At 59.1% G+C, this 22,202-nt stretch carries 22 protein-coding genes; 5 read left to right on the top strand and 17 right to left on the bottom strand.

From position 1 onward, the window contains the following. Window positions 1-15 precede the first annotated feature (15 nt). Window positions 16-471 carry a DUF302 domain-containing protein gene (locus Z947_RS0109930; protein WP_025044156.1) on the top strand — a complete coding sequence of 152 codons (456 nt, stop codon included), beginning with the start codon at window positions 16-18 and terminating at the stop codon, window positions 469-471. Window positions 472-589: 118 nt separating this feature from the next. Here the strand turns inward: Z947_RS0109930 and Z947_RS0109925 are convergent, their stop codons facing one another. Then, window positions 590-2,446 (bottom strand): ABCB family ABC transporter ATP-binding protein/permease, encoded by a 1,857-nt coding sequence (locus tag Z947_RS0109925; protein ID WP_025044155.1) that lies wholly within the window; start codon window positions 2,444-2,446, stop codon window positions 590-592. A gap of 104 nt (window positions 2,447-2,550) precedes the next feature. Continuing rightward, entirely contained in the window at window positions 2,551-4,074 is a 1,524-nt protein-coding gene (locus tag Z947_RS20970) for a LysM peptidoglycan-binding domain-containing protein (protein WP_025044154.1), read from the bottom strand. Between the two features lie 103 nt (window positions 4,075-4,177). Here Z947_RS20970 and Z947_RS0109915 point away from each other — a divergent pair, with 103 nt between their 5' ends. After that, window positions 4,178-4,729 (top strand): LOG family protein, encoded by a 552-nt coding sequence (locus tag Z947_RS0109915; RefSeq protein WP_025044153.1) that lies wholly within the window; start codon window positions 4,178-4,180, stop codon window positions 4,727-4,729. A 298-nt stretch (window positions 4,730-5,027) separates the two neighbouring features. Here the strand turns inward: Z947_RS0109915 and Z947_RS0109910 are convergent, their stop codons facing one another. The 7 genes from Z947_RS0109910 to Z947_RS0109870 form a co-directional block, all read right to left on the bottom strand. After that, the gene (locus Z947_RS0109910; protein ID WP_025044152.1) at window positions 5,028-5,483 is read right to left on the bottom strand and encodes a host attachment family protein; all 456 of its coding nucleotides are present in this window, start codon (window positions 5,481-5,483) and stop codon (window positions 5,028-5,030) included. Between the two features lie 291 nt (window positions 5,484-5,774). After that, window positions 5,775-6,374: a superoxide dismutase gene (locus Z947_RS0109900; protein ID WP_025044150.1), complete on the bottom strand. Its 600-nt coding sequence runs from the start codon at window positions 6,372-6,374 to the stop codon at window positions 5,775-5,777. Between the two features lie 285 nt (window positions 6,375-6,659). Continuing rightward, window positions 6,660-7,238: a sarcosine oxidase subunit gamma gene (locus Z947_RS0109890; protein WP_025044148.1), complete on the bottom strand. Its 579-nt coding sequence runs from the start codon at window positions 7,236-7,238 to the stop codon at window positions 6,660-6,662. Then, window positions 7,231-10,248 carry a sarcosine oxidase subunit alpha family protein gene (locus Z947_RS0109885; protein WP_025044147.1) on the bottom strand — a complete coding sequence of 1,006 codons (3,018 nt, stop codon included), beginning with the start codon at window positions 10,246-10,248 and terminating at the stop codon, window positions 7,231-7,233. The genes Z947_RS0109890 and Z947_RS0109885 overlap by 8 nt, the downstream gene beginning before the upstream one ends. Window positions 10,249-10,312: 64 nt before the next feature. Continuing rightward, window positions 10,313-10,645, bottom strand: a complete 333-nt coding sequence (locus tag Z947_RS0109880; protein ID WP_025044146.1) for a sarcosine oxidase subunit delta — start codon at window positions 10,643-10,645, stop codon at window positions 10,313-10,315. A gap of 117 nt (window positions 10,646-10,762) precedes the next feature. Continuing rightward, complete coding sequence (locus tag Z947_RS0109875) at window positions 10,763-11,014, bottom strand: hypothetical protein (RefSeq protein WP_025044145.1); 252 nt, start codon at window positions 11,012-11,014, stop codon at window positions 10,763-10,765. A gap of 94 nt (window positions 11,015-11,108) precedes the next feature. Further along, complete coding sequence (locus tag Z947_RS0109870; RefSeq protein ID WP_025044144.1) at window positions 11,109-12,353, bottom strand: sarcosine oxidase subunit beta family protein; 1,245 nt, start codon at window positions 12,351-12,353, stop codon at window positions 11,109-11,111. Between the two features lie 258 nt (window positions 12,354-12,611). Here Z947_RS0109870 and ccmI point away from each other — a divergent pair, with 258 nt between their 5' ends. The 3 genes from ccmI to Z947_RS0109855 are packed head-to-tail and all read left to right on the top strand — an operon-like array spanning window position 12,612 to window position 14,550. Continuing rightward, on the top strand, window positions 12,612-13,838 hold the full coding sequence (gene ccmI, locus Z947_RS0109865; protein ID WP_025044143.1) for a c-type cytochrome biogenesis protein CcmI: 1,227 nt from the start codon (window positions 12,612-12,614) through the stop codon (window positions 13,836-13,838). Further along, window positions 13,835-14,320, top strand: coding sequence for a Holliday junction resolvase RuvX (gene ruvX, locus Z947_RS0109860; protein WP_025044142.1), 486 nt, complete (start codon window positions 13,835-13,837; stop codon window positions 14,318-14,320). Before ccmI ends, ruvX begins: the two co-directional genes overlap by 4 nt. After that, the gene (locus tag Z947_RS0109855) at window positions 14,317-14,550 is read left to right on the top strand and encodes a DUF1289 domain-containing protein (protein WP_025044141.1); all 234 of its coding nucleotides are present in this window, start codon (window positions 14,317-14,319) and stop codon (window positions 14,548-14,550) included. Before ruvX ends, Z947_RS0109855 begins: the two co-directional genes overlap by 4 nt. 3 nt (window positions 14,551-14,553) lie before the next feature. Here the strand turns inward: Z947_RS0109855 and Z947_RS0109850 are convergent, their stop codons facing one another. The 8 genes from Z947_RS0109850 to Z947_RS0109815 form a co-directional block, all read right to left on the bottom strand. After that, window positions 14,554-14,790: a hypothetical protein gene (locus tag Z947_RS0109850; protein WP_025044140.1), complete on the bottom strand. Its 237-nt coding sequence runs from the start codon at window positions 14,788-14,790 to the stop codon at window positions 14,554-14,556. Between the two features lie 101 nt (window positions 14,791-14,891). Then, window positions 14,892-15,632, bottom strand: coding sequence for a hypothetical protein (locus Z947_RS0109845; protein WP_025044139.1), 741 nt, complete (start codon window positions 15,630-15,632; stop codon window positions 14,892-14,894). Beyond that, window positions 15,632-16,450 (bottom strand): sulfite exporter TauE/SafE family protein, encoded by an 819-nt coding sequence (locus Z947_RS0109840; RefSeq protein ID WP_025044138.1) that lies wholly within the window; start codon window positions 16,448-16,450, stop codon window positions 15,632-15,634. Before Z947_RS0109840 ends, Z947_RS0109845 begins: the two co-directional genes overlap by 1 nt. Window positions 16,451-16,479: 29 nt before the next feature. Continuing rightward, window positions 16,480-17,481, bottom strand: a complete 1,002-nt coding sequence (gene dusA, locus Z947_RS0109835) for a tRNA dihydrouridine(20/20a) synthase DusA (protein WP_025044137.1) — start codon at window positions 17,479-17,481, stop codon at window positions 16,480-16,482. 37 nt (window positions 17,482-17,518) lie between these two features. Then, the gene (locus tag Z947_RS0109830; RefSeq protein ID WP_025044136.1) at window positions 17,519-18,682 is read right to left on the bottom strand and encodes a M20 aminoacylase family protein; all 1,164 of its coding nucleotides are present in this window, start codon (window positions 18,680-18,682) and stop codon (window positions 17,519-17,521) included. Window positions 18,683-18,706: 24 nt separating this feature from the next. After that, window positions 18,707-20,107 (bottom strand): TRAP transporter large permease, encoded by a 1,401-nt coding sequence (locus tag Z947_RS0109825; protein ID WP_025044135.1) that lies wholly within the window; start codon window positions 20,105-20,107, stop codon window positions 18,707-18,709. Beyond that, window positions 20,107-20,736, bottom strand: coding sequence for a TRAP transporter small permease subunit (locus Z947_RS0109820; RefSeq protein ID WP_025044134.1), 630 nt, complete (start codon window positions 20,734-20,736; stop codon window positions 20,107-20,109). Before Z947_RS0109820 ends, Z947_RS0109825 begins: the two co-directional genes overlap by 1 nt. 95 nt (window positions 20,737-20,831) lie before the next feature. Next, window positions 20,832-21,848 carry a C4-dicarboxylate TRAP transporter substrate-binding protein gene (locus tag Z947_RS0109815; protein WP_025044133.1) on the bottom strand — a complete coding sequence of 339 codons (1,017 nt, stop codon included), beginning with the start codon at window positions 21,846-21,848 and terminating at the stop codon, window positions 20,832-20,834. Window positions 21,849-22,202 lie beyond the last annotated feature (354 nt).

The following is a 22,202-nucleotide window of genomic DNA, read 5'->3' as shown; positions in this document are numbered from 1 at the left end:
TCAAAGGAACCTGCCATGATCCGTAAATCCCTGATCGCCGCTGTCACAACTGCGGCACTCACCCTCCCCGCCCAAGCCGGTGAGCTGATCGACAAGGTCAGCCCGCATTCCGTGACGCAAACCATGGACCGTCTCGCAGCAGCCGTTGACGCAGCAGGGGCCACCGTCTTTGCCCGTGTTGATCACGCGGCAGGTGCGGCCAAGGTGGATATGGATCTGCGGCCAACGGAACTGCTGATCTTCGGAAATCCAAAACTTGGCACGCCGGCCATGCTGGACGGGCAGACCGCCGGGCTTGATCTGCCACTGCGCGTGCTCGCCTATGCAGATGGTGAAGGGGTGGTCCATGTCACCTATCATGCCCCCGCCACATTGGCCGAAACCCACGGACTGCCAGCAGAAGCCAAATATATCCAGATGATGACCGGTGCCTTGGACAAACTGACATCAAAGGCAATTGCGCAGGACTAGGCCGCACTTGCCACCACAGGCAAGATCGGGGGCACCGCACCCTTTTCACCTTGCCTTTAGACTTAACAACGGTGCCGACAAATGCGTCATTCGCGTTTGTCGGCACCGGTAGATAGCCTTAAGCTGGTGCCTGATCCTCGGATTGTTGACGATGCCAAAGCTGCGCGTAACGCCCGTCCTTTGCCAGCAGGTCATCATGGGTTCCCTGCTCGACAATCTCGCCCTTTTCCAACACGACGATCCGGTCGGCTTCGGCAATCGTGCTAAGGCGGTGGGCGATGGTCAGCACTGTGCGCCCCTGACCTGCACGGTTCAAGGCGTCCTGAATTTCGTGCTCTGTCTCGCTGTCCAGCGCCGATGTTGCCTCGTCCAGCAACAAGATCGGCGGGTCTTTCAGCAGGGTGCGTGCAATGCCCACGCGCTGCTTCTCACCGCCTGACAGTTTCAACCCCCGCTCCCCCACCGTCGTGTCATACCCGTCAGGCAAGCCGGTGATAAAGTCGTGGATTTGCGCATCGCGCGCGGCCGCTTCGATCTGGGCCTGTGTCGCGCCCTCGCGGCCATAGCCGATGTTATACCCGATGGTATCGTTGAACAGCACTGTGTCCTGCGGCACCACACCAATTGCACGGTGCAGACTTAGCTGCGTCACGTCGCGCAGGTCCTGTCCGTCGATCTTTAACGCACCCGCACCGACATCATAAAACCGGAACAACAACCGACCGATGGTCGATTTCCCGGACCCGGTCGAGCCGACAATCGCCACGGTTTCACCCGGCAAGGCCTCTAGCGTGACCCCGTTCAGAATGCTGCGTTCGGGGTCATAGCCGAAATGCACATTCTCAAGCGTGACTTTTCCGCCAGTGACGTCAAGATCCTTGGCCCCGGCTTTGTCGGAAATCTCTGCCGGCTGGTCAAGCAGACCAAACATCTGGCCCATATCCACCAGCGCCTGGCGAATTTCGCGGTAAACAGTGCCCAGAAAGTTCAATGGTACGGTGATCTGCACCATATAGGCGTTGACCATAACAAAATCACCAACGCTCAAAGTGCCGTTTTGTACCCCGATCGCGGCCATCACCATGACCCCGACCAGACCGGCCGTAATGATCAGCGACTGGCCAAAGTTCAAAAATGCCAGTGACAGGCTGGTCTTGATGGCCGCCTCTTCATAGCCGGCCATCGCGCTGTCATAGCGTGCCGCCTCGCGGGCCTCTGCACCGAAGTATTTCACGGTTTCATAGTTGAGCAGACTATCAACGGCCTTTTGGTTGGCATCTGTATCCGCTGCGTTCATCTGGCGGCGCTGACGCACGCGCCATTCTGTAATCGCAAAGGTGAACCAAACGTAAAAGCCGATGGTCACAGCCACGACCAAAAGATAAGTCCAGTCAAACAGATAGGTCAGTACCGCCCCGATCATCAACAATTCCAGGATCAGCGGTCCGATGTTGAACAGCAGGAATCGCAGCAGGAATTCGACCCCTTTCACACCGCGTTCGATGATGCGGCTTAAACCGCCAGTCTTGCGGGTGATGTGATAGCGCATCGACAGGCGATGGATATGCTCGAAGGTTTCAAGCGCCAACATGCGCAGGGCGCGTTGACCGACGCGGGCAAACACCGCATCGCGCAGTTGCTGGAACCCCACCGTCATCAGACGGGCCATCCCGTACGCCACCGTCAGGCCAATCGCCCCGAGGGCCACCATAGGCACGCCTTCCCCCGCAAGCGCGTCTACCGCGTCGCGGTAAAACAGAGGCGTCACCACGGACACAAGTTTGGAGACAAACAACGCCAACATCGCCCATAGCACCCGCCGTTTGACCCACGGCATATCCGCAGGCCAGAGATAGGGCGCAACCTTGCGCAGCACGAGAAAACCGGACTGGCGTTCCTCGGCGTCGATATCGGGGGTCTGGTGGGGCGGTTTAGGTGTCGCGTGTTGTGCGGCTTGGCTCGTATCGCTGGGCATGCAGGTTCCTGTCTCTTTGAACGCTACATAGTCCTGCAGGGTGCCGGTTGCCAGTCGCTAAGGATGATTCCCTTAGCCAGCATCAGCCATCTGCTGGATTTGCCCTAATCCGGCAGGTCGAAAACCTGTCCCGGATAGATCAGATCAGGGTCGCGGATTGCGTTGTTGTTGGCCTCGAACACGCGCACATAAAGCGCGCCATCGCCATACCGTTCACGCGCAATCGCCCAAAGGGTCGCGCCCTCCTGAACCGTGATCGCGGAAATCGGGCCGTCCTGTTCTGCTGCGGCAGCCTCCAGCACGGCGCTGGCCTCGCGTTTAAACGGGGTCTCGACGCGGCTGGTCACCTTGCCGCTACTCGAAACTTCATCAACCCGCAGCGTATAGATCCCTTCGTCCACATCCGGCAATTCACCGCGCCAGCGGCCCTCAGCGTCGACAGGCAGGCTTATCACCGAATTATTGTCCAGATAAACCCGCACCGATGCTGTATCTGATTGTGCGCGTCCGGCCAGTTCAACCTCGCCCACCTCGGAATAGCTGATGGTATCAAGCGCCACATTTGTCATCGCTTTAGGGCTGGGAGTGTTCAACAATTCCACACCGGTGGCGGTGGATTTTAGAACGGCAACCTGCTCCGGCGCGTTGGCTTGCGGCACCGCAGGCGCGTCCGTGGCCGTGCTGCTTGGCTGTTCAGTAACCGGCGCGGCGGCGGCATTCTGCGTCTCCTGCGGGGCGCTGTTTTGCGTTCTCAAAGGCTCCGCATCGTTCTTGCTTGCGGGCTTTTCTACGCGTGTCGCCTCTTGCGCTGGCGCGGCTGTGACTGCGGCGGTCTCCATCGAAGTTTCGGGTGCCGCGTCAGGTGCCATTGCTGTCGCTTCTGTTTCAATCGCACCCTCCGCTATCTCGGCGGGCGATTCCTCTGCTTGCGTCAGTTCAGTATCGGTTACAGCGATCTCGTCTTGGGGGACCGCGTCCTGCGCGACGTCTTGGGCCGTGGCATTTTCATCCACCGGTGCGGATGCATCCGGTGCTTGTTCCGCCACTGCCGCAACAGCGACGGGGGCCATCGGGGCCAGAATAATCTCATCTTCGGATGCCGTCTCGCCAGCCTCCCCCTGTTGCAGCAAGCTTAGCACATGCGGCTTGCCGTCCGGCGCGATCAGCGCAAGGGTCGCGAATTTGCCGGATCCGTCTGCCTTTGCCTGCGCTACAACCTTGCCGTCTTGCAATACACTGACCTGCGTTCCCGGGGCCGCGCGGCCCGCAATCACCGTGACGCCATCCGCCTCTCTGCGCACCTCGTCAAAGGAAGGTGCCGGATCGGGTGTGCTGGCCTCGACCACCGGTTCAGGCTGTTCGGGTGCTGCACTTGCATCGGGTCCAGCGTCGGCTTGGGTCTGGGGTTTCGCAGCTGTTTCAGTGCTGTCGGGTTCGCGTGCCGCTGCGTCGTCCGCTTGCGCGTCGTTCGCTGCTTGCGTGGGGGCGACAAGTGCTGCGCGTTCGGGTGCATCAACCGCCCCCCGCCCCGATTGCACGTAATAGCCCGCCGCCAGCAGCACCAAACATACAGCCGCAGCCGCAAAGGCACCGGAGCCATTCCCAAATCCAGCAAAGAAATTGCGCATTTTACACCATCCCGAAAGGTTGAGCCTTATTAGCAAGCAGGCTAACAGGGGTCAAAACACCTCCCGCGTCGCTGCACAATTTATTAACGAAAAGGCCCGCGTTATGTCGCAAAAATCTGTCTGTGTTTTCTGTGGCTCGCGTCCCGGCAATGACCCCGCATACACCCGTGATGCCGAAGCGTTGGGGGCTGGCATTGCGCAGGCTGGGCTGCGGCTGGTCTATGGCGCGGGGGATGTCGGGTTGATGGGCACCGTCGCACGCAGCGTTCAAACGGCGGGCGGCACAACCTTTGGCGTGATCCCCCAGCACCTTGTGGATTGGGAAGTCGGCAAAACCGATCTGACCAGCTATGTGGTGACGGAAACCATGCACGAACGCAAGAAAGTCATGTTCATGAACTGCGATGCGGTGGTGGTTCTCCCCGGCGGTGCGGGGTCACTGGACGAGTTGTTCGAGGTGCTGACATGGCGCCAGCTGGGGCTGCATAAAAAGCCTATTTATATCGTGAATACAAATGATTACTGGTCGAAACTGACGGCTCTGATGGACCATGTTGTGGACAGCGGTTTTGCCGATGCGTCACTGCTGGAATTCGCGACTGTCGTGCCTGATGCCGCGGCGACGCTGACCGCGTTGAAAGCCGATTTTTCCTGAGCCATTGGTTCGAAAAACCCGATTGTTTTCGGTTTTCTAAAAGTAAAATTGCAGCGCAAGCCAGCAGCTAGCCGCAATCCGGCAGTGCTGCGCAGTTGTGTTAAACCGACGCACATCCTATTCGTTCGATCCGTCTTTGCAGGGATCAATACGCAAAGATGCCCTTGCGTCTCTGGGGCCGCTTCTTGCCAGTAATTACTAACTAAAAGGCAAATTTTTATCGTGCCAAGCGCAGGGCGCTGTGGCAATTTAACCACAGCGCCCCCGATCACTTGCGCGTCGAAACGGACTTGCGGCCCTAGGCGGCCTGCAATTCCTTCACCACGATCTTCTCGATATCGTCGAGCGCGTGGTTGGTCAGCGTTTTGTCGATCTCGCCAATCACTTTGTTCGACACCTCTTGATGCATCTGATGGCGCAATTCACCCAGCGTACCGGGCGGTGCCACCAGAACGATCTGCTCGAAAGCACCGGCATGCGCTTTCTGATATAGGATGTCCGCAAGCTCCCCCGCGAAGCGGTCCTTGGCCAATTGGTGCCAGTCGGTATCATCTACTGCCGAGCGGTGCACAGACGGGCCGTCGTTAAACCGACCGCGCCGGTTCGCCGCCTGATCGCGGTTGGGTGGGTTTTCCTGTTCTTCTTCGCGGAACACTTCCAGAAACGGGTCTTCCCCGTCGGTCTGGTTTTCCAAGAACAGGGCTTTTTCGCCGTCCGCGATGATAACCCATGTGCCGTTCTTCAACTTTGTCATGATGGTCCTCCTTATCAGGTTTTCTATCACCAGCGACCCGATCTGCGGCTTGTGCGGATTTTGTCGGTCCCATCTAAGCGCTGCGGGATGTAATCCCCACCCCATTCAGAAACCCCTTCCGCCTGCGACACGGTTTTGCTGTACGCGGCGGTAGTAACCTTCACCGTTCGGTCGTTGGCATCGTCACTAAGAAAACCCAGACAAGGCGCGGTGGTTCCAAAGAAAAACCCCGCAGCGGCAAAGCTGCGGGGCAAATCGTTTTCAACACTGGTCTGGTAAACGGCGCGGCCCTTACAGGCGGGAGGCGACATTTTCCCAGTTCACAAGGTTGTCGAGGAAGTTCGACAGGTAGTCAGGGCGCGCGTTGCGGAAATCGATGTAATAGGAGTGTTCCCAAACATCACAGCCCAGCAGCGCGGTCTGGCCGAAGCAAACGGGGTTCACGCCGTTTTCGGTTTTCGTGACTTTCAGACCGCCGTCTGTGTCCTTGACCAGCCAGGCCCAGCCGGAACCGAACTGTCCGGCACCCGCCGCTTTGAATTCGCTCATCATTTTGTCGACAGAGCCAAAGCTCTCGACGATGGCTTTTTCCAGCTCGCTTGGCATCGCATTGTCGCCCGGCCCCATCATTTCCCAGAACTGGTTGTGGTTCCACAGCTGGCTGATGTTGTTGAAAATACCGTTCTGCGCCACGGCGGAGGGATCATAAGTGCCTTTGATGATCTCTTCGAGCGATTTGCCGGCCCATTCAGTGCCCTCGATCGCCTTGTTGCCGTTGGTCACATAAGCGTTGTGATGCTTGTCGTGGTGAAACTCCAGCGTTTCCGCACTCATGCCTTTGGAAGCAAGCGCGTCGTGGGCGTAGGGAAGATCGGGAAGTTCAAAAGCCATTTTCTGGGCCTCCTTGGTGTTTCAGAAATCTCTACACCAAATGGAGTGCGCACGCATGCTTCGTCAAGGGTGCCTGAGCCAAATCACGCGCAAGCCGCCATTAAATGGGAAATGTCGCGGGTCACTTGCGCAAATCCGCCCCCTGAGCGCTTTGCGCGGCATGCACCGCGCTCGATGCCGCGCCCCATGCCAGCGGTAATCTGGATCAACGGGATTGACGAAAGAAGACGCGCAGCGCGCCCAGCGCTGTAATTGCGCAGCCTTCGGGCCAAAACGCGCGGTGCATCAAGCTTCGCCAAAATACCCGACTTCGGACCCTGCCTGCGCCGCCATGTTCAGTACGTCGAACACATATTGCGCGACCGAGCGGAAACAAATGATCTGCACCGTCTGCTCATCCGGCATCCAGAACGCGGCAGGCACCTGCGCGATCCGCGTGCGGCGGAACATTGTGCCGGTGAACTGGTCCGGGTGCATGTCGACGGGGGAAAGTTTCGCCATCACATCGCGCACATGCGGGCCGGTAATCTGGAACATCGCGCGCGCATCCGATACATTGACCGCCAAGGCGTGATGTTTGGCGAGCTTGCCCTGCAGGTCCGCGAGACGGTCCAGCACCGTGTCGTAATCGCACAGGATTAGCAATTCGTCCGGCGACATCCATGCCATCCCGCCGCTGCCTTCGGTGGCACAATGGCCCCGTTCGGGCAACGTGACGCCGCCCGCGGCCACGGCAGCCTTGACGATAGGTTTCGCAGACATGTCGCCGCGCAGGGTGATCATGCCGCGCGGTCCCAGTTCGGTTACCGTGGCGATACCGGTGGTATCGCTGACCCCGTTCAGGGCGGTCATTGGCTCAGACATTCTGCTTCTCCCCATCCGCATCATAAAACACCGGGTTCACAATTTTGGCTTCATAATCCTTGCCATCCGTACCGGGGAAGGTCAGCACCTCGCCCATGCGGTCGGGTCCGTTCAGGACCAGCCCCATCGCAATGCCTTTGCCCAAGGTCGGCGAATGGTAAGTCGAGGTCACGCGCCCCTGCGTTACACGCTGGCCGTTTTCGTTCGTGCCTTCTGCCACCGCATAGGCCCCGTCCGGTAAGGTTGACCCATCTACCGTTTCCAGCCCCACCAGTTTCCAGCGGGACGGGTCGGTCATATGGCTGCGCGCTTGGGCGCGTTTGCCAAGGTAGTCTTCTTTCTTCTTTGATATTGCCCAACCCAGCCCCAGATCCTGCGGGATCACGGTGCCGTCGGTTTCGTCCCCGATCATGATAAAGCCCTTTTCGGCCCGCAGAATATGCAGACATTCGGTGCCATAAGGCATCGCGCCAAGGTCCGCGCCGACAACCATCAAGGCGTCCCAATAGGCCCGCCCCTGGCTGGCATCCACCGCAATTTCATAGCTGAGCTCCCCGGAGAACGAGATCCGGTAAACCCGTACCGCGAACCCGCCAAGCGTCCCGTCCGCCCATTCCATAAAGCCAAGCGTCTCTTTGGAGACATCCATGCCGCCGAGCTTTTCCAGTGCCTTACGTGCGTTTGGCCCGACAACAGCAACCTGCGCATATTGTTCGGTGACATTGGCGACATAGACCTGCCAGTCCCACCATTCGGTTTGCAGCCATTCTTCCATATGCGCGTGGATGGTTTCCGCCCCGCCCGTGGTCGTGTGGCACAGCCATGTATCGTCATCAATGCGCGCCACAACCCCGTCGTCGATCAGAAAGCCGTTTTCACTGCACATCAAACCATAGCGGCATTTGCCCGGTTTCAGCGTCGACATCATGTTGGTGTACATCATATCGAGGAACTTGCCCGCGTCCGGCCCTTTCACGATGATCTTGCCCAAGGTCGAAGCATCGAGCAGCCCCAGCTTCTCGCGGGTGTTCTTGACCTCGCGCATCACAGCATCATGGGAGGTTTCCGCGCCGCGTTTAAAGGCATAGGGCCTGCGCCACTGGCCGACCGGTTCGTATTCCGCGCCATTGGCATCGTGCCAGTCCTGCAACGGTGTGCGGCGGATCGGCTGGAACACATGGTCCTTCGCCTCGCCCGCAATCGAAGCCAGTGAAATCGGGTGATAGGGCGGACGGAAAGTGGTGGTGCCGACAGACGGGATGTCCTTGTCCAAGGCACCGGCCAGCGTGGCCAGACCGTTGATGTTGCTTAACTTGCCCTGATCCGTCGCCATGCCCAATGTGGTATACCGTTTGGCGTGTTCGACGCTGACAAAACCTTCCTGCGCGGCCAACCGGACGTCTGATACTTTGACGTCGTTCTGATAGTCCAGCCAGGTCTTTTCGCGCAGCTTGGCGCTTGCGCCCTGCGGCATCATCCAGACCGGAGCCATCGGCGATTCCTCGCGGCGTTCGGCGACGGGTGCCACTGCATCTTTGGGCAGCTTCATGTCCAAACAGGTGACCACCCCTTCGGCTGCCGCATGGGCATCATGCAGCACATCGTCCAACGCGAACATGCCAGACGCGGCACCCGCAGGGGTTACAAACCCCATACCATCCGCCCCTTTAGGCGGGTTATCCACATCCGGCGAGAAACAGGCGTGGGCCGTATCCCAGCGCAATTTGCCGCCACAATGGGACCATAAGTGCACCACCGGCGACCAACCACCGGACATGGCGACAGCGTCACATGCGATCTCTTCCAGAACCGCGCCTTCGCCCGCTTGTGCGCAGATGCTGACACCGGTGACGCGCTTGCCACCTTTGACCGAAGAAATCGCGTGGCCCATCAACACGCGGATGCCCAGTGCCTTGGCCTGTTCGACAAGCCCGCGATCATCCGGCAGAACCCGCGCGTCAAGGATGACGGGCACGTCAAGACCGGCGTGTTTCAGCGCAATTGCCGTTAGGTAAGCGTTATCATTGTTGGTAACGACCACTGTGCGGTCCCCAACGGAAACCCCGTAGTTCACCACGTAATCGCGCAGCGCAGAGGCAAGCATGACACCCGGAATATCATTGCCCGCAAAGCTGAGCGGGCGTTCGATCGCACCAGTCGCGGTGATGATCTGGGCCGCCCGGACGCGCCACAAACGGTGGCGCGGACCCGCCGTTTCCGGTGCGTGATCGGTCAGGCGTTCATAGCCCAACGCATACCCGTGGTCATAGACACCCGCCCCCATGGTGCGCAGGCGCAGTTGCACATTTTCCATTTTTGCCAGGGCGGCAAGGGTTTCGTCCACGTATTTGTCCACAGGGCCGCCGTTGATGACGCCGCCATCCACAGGCGCGCGCCCGCCCCAATGGTCGCTTTGCTCAAACAGGATCACACGGGCACCGGCCCGCCCTGCGGTCAGGGCCGCCTGCAATCCGGCAACACCACCGCCGACCACCAGAACATCGCAAAAGGCGTAAAAGTGTTCGTAAGTGTCTTCGTCCCGCGCTTTGGGCGCATTGCCCAACCCGGCTGAGTGGCGGATCACCGGTTCGTAGACGTGTTTCCAGAAGGCGCGCGGATACATGAACATCTTGTAGTAGAAACCCGAGGGTAAAAAGCGGCTGAGATGCTTGTTGATCGCGCCCACGTCGAATTCGAGGGTCGGCCAATGGTTCTGACTCGCGGCCTTCAGTCCTTCGAACAATTCTGTCGTGGTGACGCGTTGGTTGGGTTCAAACCGGCCCTCATCGCCGAGATTGACCAGCGCGTTGGGCTCTTCGGGGCCGGAGGCCACGATCCCGCGCGGGCGGTGGTATTTGAAGGACCGGCCCACAAGCATCTGGTCGTTGGCAAGAAGCGCAGAGGCGAGCGTGTCCCCCGCATAACCGCGCATGTTTTTGCCGTTGAAGGTAAAGTTCAACGGTTTGCTGTGATCGGTCAGACGACCGGGAGTGGCGAGACGTGTACTCATGTTAGCGGCCCCTTGCGTGTGAGGAGAGTGCGGACAGTATATAAGGCCAAAAAGAGGGGATAGTTCATGGTGCGATTGTTTCTGCTGACCAGTCGGGACGGCGGCGTTGGATTTCGTCTATGATCTCTTGCGGGGGGGCGTAGGTTTGCGCGGAATAGCTGCCGAAGACTTCGAGGGTCACGGTGCAGCGGGCAACATGGAACCATTTTCCGCAGCCGTTCTGATGGCGCCAGCGTTCGAAATGCACCCCTTTGGGGTTCTTGCGCATAAAGAGGTAGGACTCGAATTCGGCGTCGTTTGAGCCGGGGCCGAAGCGTTTCAGATGTGCCTCGCCGTGGGCGTGGAATTCGGTTTCCTCAGCGGTGATGCCGCAGTTCGGGCAATGGATGTTCAGCATGTGGAAGCTCCGCTGGCAGGAGAGAAGAGATGGCGTTTGATAAAGCACTGCGCAGACGCAAAAGGGCTGGCCCCCGCGAGGAAGCCAGCCCGATGGTCGTCAGATTTAGTGTTGGTGTTATTCGCTTGGTGTTGCGGCGTCTCCGACCGCAGCGGCAGCACCTTCGACAGCATCGCCAGCGCCTTCGATCGTGACGCTAACGTCACTTGCACCGTTCGACGCGCCACTGTCGCCACCAAGGACGAAATAGGCGAGAACCGCAACGACGACGACAAGCGCACCCACGATGATGCCCATACCAGCGCCGCCGGATGTGGTCGTGGTAGTGGTTGTGTTACGTTCAGATACTGTGTTGTCAGGGTGTGACATTGAATTGTTCCTTTGAGCATTCCATTTGAATACTCAACGGCGCGCGCCCTGATTTGGTTCCAAGAAATCTTCGGACGGCTGATACCGGCGCGGGTCAATGTGCCACCCCCGCCGCAACACTTTCGTCGATAAAGCGTCCTTCGACAAACCGTTCCAAGCCGAAGGCATCCGTCAGCGGTGAGCGGCCTTTGGCCATCAATTCGGCCATGGCCCAGCCGGACCCCGGGATCGCTTTGAAGCCCCCCGTCCCCCAGCCGCAGTTGATAAAGATATTGTCGACCGGCGTCTTTGACAGGATCGGGGAGCGGTCGCCGGTGACGTCCACGATCCCGCCCCACTGGCGCAGCATTTTGAGGCGCGACAGCATCGGGAAGGTTTCGATCAGCGCGCGCACGGTTTCTTCGATATGATGGAAGGAGCCGCGCTGGGTGTAATTGTTATAGCCGTCCGTGCCGCCGCCAATGACCATTTCACCCTTGTCCGATTGCGACAGATAGCCATGCACGGTATTGGCCATCACCACGATGTCCATCGCCGGTTTGATCGGCTCGGACACCAGCGCTTGCAGGGCAACGGATTCAATCGGCAGACGGAACCCCGCCATATCGGCAAGATGACCGGAGTGCCCTGCCACGACCATGCCGAGTTTATCGCAGGCGATGTCGCCCTTGGTTGTGCTCACACCGGTGACTTTGCCACCCGACTTCTGGATGCCGGTGACTTCGCATTGCTGGATGACATCCATACCCATGTCCGAACAGGCGCGCGCATACCCCCATGCAACCGCATCGTGACGCGCGGTGCCGCCGCGGGCCTGCCACAGACCGCCCAGCACCGGATAGCGCGGACCGTCGATGTTCATGATCGGGCAAAGCTCTTTGACCCGCGCCGGTGTGATCCATTCCGTCGGCACCCCTTGCAGCGCGTTGGCGTGGGCGGTGCGCTTGTAACCGCGCACCTCGTGTTCGGTCTGGGCCAGCATGATCACGCCACGCGGGCTGAACATGACGTTATAGTTCAAATCCTGGCTCATGGTTTCATAAAGCGAACGGGATTTTTCGTAGATCGCAGCGGACGGGTCTTGCAGGTAATTCGAGCGGATGATCGTAGTGTTGCGCCCCGTGTTGCCGCCCCCGAGCCAGCCCTTTTCAAGGATCGCGACATTTGTGATGCCAAAATTCTTGCCCAGATAATACGCCGTCGCCAGCCCGTGGCCCCCTGCCCCGATGATGATCACGTCGTATTTCGCTTTGGGTTGTGCATCGCGCCACGCGCGGTCCCAGCCGGTGTGATGGCGCATGGCCTCGCGGGCGACGGCAAAGACGGAGTATTTTTTCATGTCACAAATCCCTGAAAGCAGCGCGATGGCCGGACGGCGTGCAGCAGCGCCCCCATGCCCCTGTTCTGGCGGGACCAGCGGAAAAAAGGATACTGGCCACGGCGTTTATTATCAATTTTGCGACATCCGCTGCAATAGGCGACGCGTGTTGTGGCCTGTATCGCGGGGTGCGGTCCATTTGTCCCCTTTTGTCGCGGGGGTTCAGCGCATAGACACAAGGCTAGAGAGTAAACACCAGTTGGCTGAAACGGACGTGACATGATTTTTTGGATGATCTGCGGCACCATGTCGGTACTTGTTGTGGCTTTGCTGGCCCGTGCCCTGCTGCGACAGCAAGACGCAGCAGAGCCGGATGCAGTGGAATATGATCTAAGGGTTTACCGCGATCAGCTGGCCGGTGTGGAACGTGACGTTGCGCGCGGTGTATTGGGGGCAGAGGATGCCGAGCGTGCCCACACGGAAATTTCACGTCGCATTCTGGCCGCCGACGCCGGCCCCCGCGCCGCGACACCAAAGGCGGCAGCGCCCGCGCGGATGATCCTTGTGCTGGTGGCACTGGGCATGGTGGGTGGATCGCTGGCACTTTATGCGTGGCTGGGACAGCCCGGCTATGGCGATCTGGCGTTGGCCGATCGTATCGAATTTGCCGAGCGTATGCGTGAAAACCGGCCTGATCAGAAAACGGCGGTGGACAGCCTGCCCCCGTTCACACCGCTTCAGGAAGTGACGGATGAATTTCGCAACCTGATGGCGCAACTGCGCAGCACGGTTGCGGACCGGCCCAACGATATTCAGGGCAATACGCTGCTGGCCGAAAACGAAGCGCGCATCGGGAACTTTACAGCCGCAGCAGCGGCACAAGAGCGGGTGTTGCGCATCAAAGGCGAAGCGGCCACCGCGCAGGATGTAAGCGATTACGGAGAATTGCTGGTTCTGGCCGCAGGCGGCTATGTCTCGCCAGAGGCGGAAGTTGCCTTTCGCGCCGCCTTGGCGCGTGAAGAGACGGAAGAACGTGCGCGCTATTACCTTGGCTTGATGATGGTACAAACGGGGCGGCCCGATATCGGGTTTCGTTTGTGGGACGCCCTGCTGCGGCGCGGCCCCGAAGACGCGGCATGGATCGCCCCCATCCTGTCGCAAATCGAAGATGTCGCTTATCTGGCGGGGGTGAATTATACCGTTCCCGCGATTGGCGCAGGTGCGGCGCGCGGCCCGTCGGTGGACGACATCGAAGCGGCCTCGGAAATGAGCGCGGAGGAACGCATGGAGATGATCGGCGGCATGGTCGACGGCCTGTCAAACCGGCTGGCCACCGAAGGCGGGCCACCACAAGACTGGGCACGTTTGATCACATCCTTGGCGGTGATGGGCAATCCGGATCAGGCCTTGGCCATCTTTAACAATGCGATAGAAGTGTTTGCTGGCAATGCTGCCGCATTGGATGTGATCCGCGCCGCCGGATCGCAGGCAGGAGTAGCGGAATGATCATCGAAGATATGGCGGAATTCGCGGGCGCACTGCCTTCCATGCGCGCACTTATCGGGCTTGATCTGGGGGAAAAGACAATTGGCGTGGCAGTCTCCGACGGGTTTCTCAGCGTGGCCACCCCGTTGGAAACCGTGCGGCGCAAAAAGTTCGGCGTTGATGCGGCCCGTCTGGCCGAAATCATCACGGAACGCAACATCGGCGGTCTGGTGCTGGGATTGCCGCGCAATATGGACGGGTCGGAAGGACCGCGTTGCCAATCGACCCGCGCTTTCGCGCGTAACTTTGACAAGCTGACACCGCTGCCCATCACCTTTTGGGATGAACGCCTGTCGACTGTCGCCGCAGAGCGCGCCTTGCTTGAGGCGGATACATCACGCAAACGTCGTGCGGAGGTCATTGATCACGTCGCGGCGGGGTATATCTTGCAAGGGGTGCTGGACCGGTTGGCATTCCTGCGCAGGGAGGAAAATGCAAGATGAGTGATCAGATCTGGACGCGCGACGAGGTCGAAAGCCCCTGCATCAAAATCTGCGTGGTACATCCAGAAGCACGGCTGTGCACCGGATGTTTGCGTTCCATCGACGAAATTGGCCGGTGGTCCCGCATGTCCTCCGAAGAACGCCGCGAAATCATGGCAGAGTTGCCCGATAGGGCCGGTCAGATCAGCAAGCGTCGCGGCGGACGCGCGGCACGGCTGGCCCGAAAGTAACGCTTAACGCGCGCCCGCGATCCTAAAAAGGAAATCAACACCCGCGTCCCATGAATCAGCCCAGTCAAGGTTTGACGGTGCGTGATTGCTATTGGCGGAAAATGCGCTCAGGCTTGCAAAGCGTGTCAGATCAGCACGTTGAAAGATGCCTTTGACGTCGAACGCCCGTTTTGTCATCGGGCCGGATGTTGCGTCCCAATAGGCAATATTGCCTGCCGCGCCTGTCATTACTGCTGCCATTTTACTTGGTCCTGTTTTATCGCTTTTGTTGGGATCAGTATCGTTGCGCAGATGGCAACAATGGGGCAGCACAGCGGTCTTTGTAGGGAAAGCGCAGATTTTTAGTCTGCCGCCAGCCAGCTTTTCGCGCTGGACTGAGGGCGGAAATAGGCGATCATCCGGCCCTCTGGCGGGGCTGTTGCCGTCGCGGTCCAAGGGGCAACGCCATGCAGTAAATGGCGGTGTAGCAGAATGGACGCGCCGGGTTTTGCAAGAACCGGCTGCGGCGCAATGGTTGCAAATACGTGGCGGCGGGCCATTTGATAACCTTCTGTCAGGTCCACCGTGGACGGATCCCGATTGCCAATCAGGTCGCGAAATGCCGCGCCCATGATGCGGTGACTGCCCGGCCAGACCATCAACGGTGCAGCGTTTGACAGGTTCAGCGGCAGCCCCAGAATGAAGGCATGCGGTTCAAGCAAAAACCGGCGGCGCGCGGGACCGACAGGCAGCAACCCGTCTACATGTGCTGCATAGCGTGTGATGCGGTAGCGGTGGTTGGCGTCACTTTCGCCCACGTCCTGCTTTGGGTATCCGGGATAAACGATGGACAGCTGCGCGGGATGCCAGCTTGCAGGTGCGGCGATGTGATCGTGCCACGGGCCAGTTAGGGGGACACCCGCGATGCTGCCGTCAGGCCCGTTTGGCAAGGCATCGACGCCGACAAACCAGGTCTCGCCGTGACGCAGGTTTGCGGCTTTAACAGCGGGGTCGGCAGCGATGTCGCGCGCCTGTTGTTCTGCGGCCCGCGCCCATGCCGTGACCTGTGGGTCACTGTCAAAAACGGCAAAGCCGCCGTGCATCACATCAACGCTTTGCGCAGCATGTTCAACGCGACCAGGATCAGAAAGACCGCAAACACCCGTTTCAACGGTTTCGGATCCATCATATGGGCAATTTTCACGCCAATCGGGGCTGTCATCAGTGTCATCGCGATGATGATGCCAAAGGCCGGCAAGTTCACCAACCCTAGCGTATAGGGCGGCACCGTGCCTTGCATCGGCACAAACAGGAAACCAATCACGGCAGGTACGGCAATCAGCATGCCAAAACCCGCGGCAGTGGCCACGGCGCGGTGCATCGGTGTGTTATAAAGCGTCATCACCGGCACACCGAAACTGCCCCCGCCGATCCCCAAAAGCACCGATAAAAAGCCCAACACCGGCGACATCGCCGCCCGCAGCTTGCCCACCGGCATCTGCTGTCCCAGCCGCCATTCGGATCGCCCAAAGCCCAAGTACAAACCGATCGTCAGCCCCAGCACACCAAACACCATTTGCAAGGTGGTCGAGCGCAATTGCGCCACCATCAACACGCCCAAGCTGGCCCCGATGACAATCCCGGGTGCCCACCCGCGCAGGATGTCCCAATCAACAGCCCCTTTTTTATTGTGGCTGAGAACCGAGCGCAGAGAGGTTACAACAATTGTCGCCAATGACGTCGCAAGACACATCTGCATCAACTGCGGTCCGTCAAATCCAAGCGCTTGGAAAGAATAGAAAAACGCGGGCACCAGAACGATGCCGCCGCCAACCCCCAGCAAGCCGGCGAGCACACCGGCGAAGGCCCCGATCACCAATAAGAACACGGTCATCTGGATCAGTAACATGGTTTCCGGCATGGGGAGGCTCCGCTATTGTTTCCTGACTGTTACAGGGCTTCTTGCGCAGCTGCCAGTGTTTCGATGCTTGCCAGTGCTTCCAGAACCAGTTCTGGTCCAGCCCCCGGTTTTGACGCGTTTTCCGACAGCATCCGCCGCCAGATGCGCGCGCCCGGGCGGCCCGTAAACAGACCCATCATATGACGGGTGATCTGGTTCAACCGGCCCCCCGCACTAAGATGCGCTTCGATATAGGGCAACATGGCGCGCACCGCCTCTTCGGCTGTGGTGTCTTCGCCCTGCCCGTAAATCCGCCTGTCGGCTGTGCTAAGGATATCGCCTGCCTGATGATAGGCCGCGCGTCCGATCATCACACCGTCCAACCCGCTGTCGAGCAGCGCAACCGCCTGATCCAGCGAAGTAATACCGCCGTTGATCGAGATATGAAGGTTCGGGAAATATTGTTTCATCCGCTGGACCAGTGGATAATCGAGCGGCGGGATATCGCGGTTTTCTTTGGGGGACAGCCCCTTGAGCCACGCCTTGCGCGCATGGATTTGCACACGGGTACAGCCAGTCGCGATGACTTGCGCCAGAAATTCGGGCAACACCTCTTCGGGGTCTTGATCGTCCACACCGATGCGACATTTTACGGTGACGTCGACATTCACCGCCGCGCGCATTTCGGCCACGCATTCCGCCACCAACGCAGGGCGCTCCATCAGTACCGCGCCAAAAAAGCCCGACTGCACCCGATCCGACGGGCAGCCCACATTCAGATTGATTTCGTCATATCCCGCATCCGCACCCAGTTTGGCAGCTTTGGCCAGTTCAACGGGATCCGAACCGCCCAGTTGCAACGCGACGGGATGTTCGGATACATCGTGATCCAACAAATGCAATGCCCCGCCCCGCACCAATGCGGGCGAAGTCACCATCTCCGTATAAAGCAGCGTATTGCGGCTGAGCAGCCGGTGCAGATAGCGGCAATGGCGGTCGGTCCAGTCCATCATCGGGGCGACGGAAAGCCGTGCGTGTTGATCAAGCAGCATGTCGGGTCTTTGCAAAAGGGCGTGTTTGACGCTCCCTTTACGCCACCAGCCGCCGTTCCACAATCCGCGCCATGATCGAAGCACCCACCGGCAGCACCTCGGGATCCAGGAAAAAGCTGGGATTGTGCAGGCCGGTCGTACCGGAATGACCGACGCGGCAATAGGCACCTGGGATCACCTTGAGCATATCAGCGAAATCTTCGGATCCGGTGGCAGGCTGGTCGGTGTCGCTGATGTTTTCGCGGCCCACGATATCGGCGGCGGCGTCCATATAAGCATCAGACAGGTCGTGATCATTCATCAGCACATCAAAAACGTTGCGCACGTCAACGTTGATGGTCACGCCGTAAGCCACCGCAAAACCGGCGCAAAGTTCGCGCATCCGGGTTTCGGCCAGCGCGCTGACCTCGTCCTTGAAATAGCGGATTGTCCCCGCAAGCATCGCCGTATCCGGCACCACATTATAGGCGGCACCGGCGTGCAATTGCGTCACGGACAGGACGCAGGTGTCCAGCGGGGCCACGTTGCGCGACAGAATGGTTTGCAAGCTGCCCACAAGGTTGGAGGCAATGACCAACGGGTCGCGGGACTGATGTGGAGCTGCGGCATGGCTGCCTTTGCCCTGCACAGTGATGTCAAAGAACGACGCTCCCGCCATCGCCGCGCCTTTGCAGATGCCCACGGTTCCGGCCGCCCCGTTGGGGGAATTGTGCATGCCATAGACCTCGTCACAGGGGAAGCGGTCGAACAGCCCGTCTTTGATCATGCCACGCGCACCGCCCAGCCCCTCTTCTGCCGGTTGAAAGATCATCACCGCGGTGCCTGCGAAATCGCGGGTCGCGGCCAGATGTTTCGCCGCGCCCAGCAACATGGTGGTGTGTCCGTCATGTCCGCAGGCATGCATCACACCAGGGTTGGTTGAAGCATAGGCAAGGTTGGTTTCCTCGGTGATCGGCAGCGCATCCATATCTGCACGCACCCCGATCCGGCGCGCCCCCTCGCGATTGCCCCTGATGATGCCAACAACGCCGGTCTGGCCAATGCCCACATGCACCTCGTCGACGCCATAGGCGCGCAGCTTGTCCGCAACGATGCCCGCAGTACGGGTTTCGGTGAACCCGATTTCGGGATGCGCATGCAGATCCTTGAAGATCTCCGTCAACTCATCCGTACTGGCGTCGATGATGGGCAGAACCGCCATGATATGTCTCCTGTCGTTACCGAATTAGCCGACCAATGACGGCAACCACAAAACGATGCTTGGGAAAGCGACCAACAGTCCGATGGTTACAGCATCGGCCAGAAAGAACGGTGTCACCCCTTTGAACACGTCCTGAACGGTCAGGTCATCGCGCACACCGGCAACCACGAAACAGTTCAGACCAATCGGCGGCGTGATCAAGCAGAACTCGGCCATTTTCACCACCAGAATACCGAACCAGATGGCGCACATTTGACCCGACATGCTAAAGGCAGAGTCCGCTGCCAACACGTTTTCCCCGCCGTTCAGCGCCATCACGGCCGGATACACGACAGGCAGTGTCAGCAACAGCATGCCAATGGCGTCCATAAACATGCCCAAAACCGCATAGGCCAGCAGGATACAGATCAGGATGGTCAGCGGTGCCATATCAAGCGAGGTGATCCAGCTTGCAAAAGCATCCGGCAATTCAGCAAAGCCCAAGAAACGCACGTAAATCAAGACGCCCCAAATGATGGTGAAAATCATCACCGTCAGTTTGGCCGTGTCCAGCAGGGCCTCGCGCAACTGGTTCCAGCGCATGCCTTTCCACAGGGCCATCAGGAAGACGATGAATGCGCCCACGGCACCACCTTCGGTCGGGGTGCCCCATGCATCGCCGAACGGGTTGTAGACAAAGAAGATGATAATGATCACGACCGCGAAAATGGGCGATGCGGGCGGGATGGATTCAAACCGTTGCCGCCATGTATATCCGGTCACCGGCGGGCCGACGTTTTTCCATGCCATCGCAATGCCGATGATCAGCGCAGCGTACACAATCGCGGAAAATGCACCGGGTATAAAGCCCGCAAGCAGCAGTTTGCCCACGTCCTGCTCCACGATGATCGCATAGATCACAAGGATCGCAGAGGGCGGAATGAGCGAGGCAAGTGTGCCCCCTGCCGCCACCACACCGGCGGCGAATTGTTTATTATACCCGATCTTAAGCATTTCGGGGATGGCAATGCGGGCGAAAACCGCGGCCGTGGCGACAGATGCGCCTGAAACCGCGGCAAAGCCGGCAGTGGCAAAAACCGTCGATACCGCAAGCCCGCCGGGCACCCAGGCAAACCAGCGTTTGCACGCCTCGAACAGGGCGGTGGTCAGTTTGGCGTAATAGGCCAGATAACCGATCATGATAAAGACAGGGATCAGCGACAACACCTGCGCCGACACTTTGGAATGCGGCGTAAGACCGGCAATTTTTACGCTGATTGTGACAGCTTTCCAGAACCGGTCGGGGTCATAATCGAACCCGTTCCAGCGCAGCCAGACCAGTCCGACAAACCCTGCCATCGCGGCGGCAAAAGCCACGCGCATGCCAAGCACCACAAACACGAGCATCCCTGCGGACACCCATATGCCAATTTCAATCGGTTCCATCAGTCAGCCCCTTCCAGCGCCTTGGCCTCTAGCATGGCCTGTTCTGCAACGGTCAGGTTCAGCGGCACGGCCACCGGACTTTCCAGACCCAGCACCAGCGCGCGGCCATACCCCCAAGTTTGCAACAACAAGCGCAGCACCAGAACGGCAAAGGCAATCGGCACCACCAGCTTGCTGGGCCAGATCGGCAGGCCGACGTCAATAGAACTATCGCGGCTGCACAGAGGGCGGGCGCAATCAAAGGAGCGGTCGAAGTGTTCCCAAGCACCATAGGTCAACGCCACGATCAGGATCAGGATCATCACGACAGAGATCAGTTCAAACAACCACAGCATGCGGCCCTTGAGCGCTGAAACCAGCATATCCATGCGGATATGGGTGCCGTCCCGCTGGACATAAGACACGCCCATGATGGCAATGATCGGCATCGCGGCTTCGATATAGTCGACGTAGCCCATCATGGGCGCGCCAAAGAATTTCCGCGCCGTCACCGAATAGGCGGCAAGAAACATCAAGGAAAATATCGCAAGACCGGACAGCAGCGCACAAAAGCGCTCTATCGGCAGCAACATACGGTCAAGTTTACTGAGGAGGCTGGAATCTTCCAGCACAGCGGCCGAGCCTGCCATGGCGATATCCTTTGTTAGGGGGGTGGCGGGGACAACCCCGCCCTACGGCATTCGCACCGTAGGACGGCATTGATCCCGCCGGTCACGTCACCGGTTTAGTTGCCAGCTTTGGTGTCTGCCAAGGTCTTGACCACCAGATCATAAAGCTCCTGACCCGGCAGGCCCTGTGCTTCCATGTCTGCGATCCATGCATCCCGTGCAGGTGCCGCAGCGGCGGCGCGGAACTCTTCGATCACTTCGGGTGCGATCTCGACTTTCTTCACGCCCTTCTCTTCCAGAACCGCGTCCCACTTTTTCAAAAGCTCGCCGTAGTTGGCCAGATAGTGGTCCAGTGATTCCTCAACAGATGAATCCAGTGCTTCACGCTCTTTGTCAGACAGGGATTCATAGGCGTCGATGTTCACCACAACCGGGCAGTTCACTGTGCCGGGGTTCAGGTTGGCCGTCCACCACTCCGCCTGATTGATCGTGCCGAAGGACAGATGCGCATGCTGGGCAAAAGCCACCGTATCAACAACACCGGATTCCATCGCCTGATAGGCTTCGGTCGCAGTTACGGACGTCGGCACAGCGCCAACCGCTTCAAACGCGCGGCCCAGACCGCCCGTCGCACGCACACGCATGCCTTTGAAGTCTTCCAGTGTCATGCGCGGGTTACCCGTGCCAACAAGGTTGTACTGCGGCATCGGCGAGGTCATCAGCAGTTTCGCGTTCCACTGCGCCATTTCATCCGCGGCTGCAGGGTGTGAATAAACCGCCTTGGAAACAGCGCGCTCCTGCTCAAGGTTCTCGACCCCGAGGAATGGCAGTTCAAGCACTGTCACAACGCGGTTTTTGTCAGCGTGATAGCCGGCACAGAACTGCGCCATCTCGAAGGCACCGATCGAAATGCCGTCAAGGTTTTCGCGGTTCTTTGACAGGCCGCCATAGCTGACGTTCATCGTGAATTCGCCGCCAGTCTTTTCGCTGACCAGCTCGGCCAGTTTTTCAACATGTTCTGTGAAGGCGCGGCGCTTGCCCCAGACAGATACGTTCCACTCGGTGGCCGCAGCCTGTGATGCGAACGCAAAAGAGATGGCGCAGACAGCGGCGCCGCTCAAAAACTTGGTCATTGGTTTTCTCCCGTTAATGCGCACCCTCCTCGGCGCGCTTGCGCAGAAGGTATCGCGCGGCAGAGGCGCTGCCAACCCCCGCCGAACCAACCAAGAGCCCGTTGCCAAAGTTTCCTGCGTCACCCCAGAGGGAAGAATGGAATTCACACCTATAGCGCGAATAAGCCGTCCTAAACATGTCCGTCGTTCGCAACTTTCGGGTTGGACTTTGGGCGCAAACAGACTTTCCATCACATCAGGAACGACCGCAACGATTGACAAAAATATGCCCTAAACCCTCTAAGGCAGGCGGGCTTCTCCCGAAAAATTTACACAAGCTAAGATTTTCGGGAAAAACCTTTACAAGGAAACCTC

This window comes from Sulfitobacter geojensis, assembly GCF_000622325.1.
Taxonomy (GTDB): Bacteria; Pseudomonadota; Alphaproteobacteria; order Rhodobacterales; family Rhodobacteraceae; genus Sulfitobacter; species Sulfitobacter geojensis.
The sequence above is the reverse complement of the archived record's forward strand: the minus strand, read 5'-3'. Positions and strand labels throughout refer to the sequence as shown.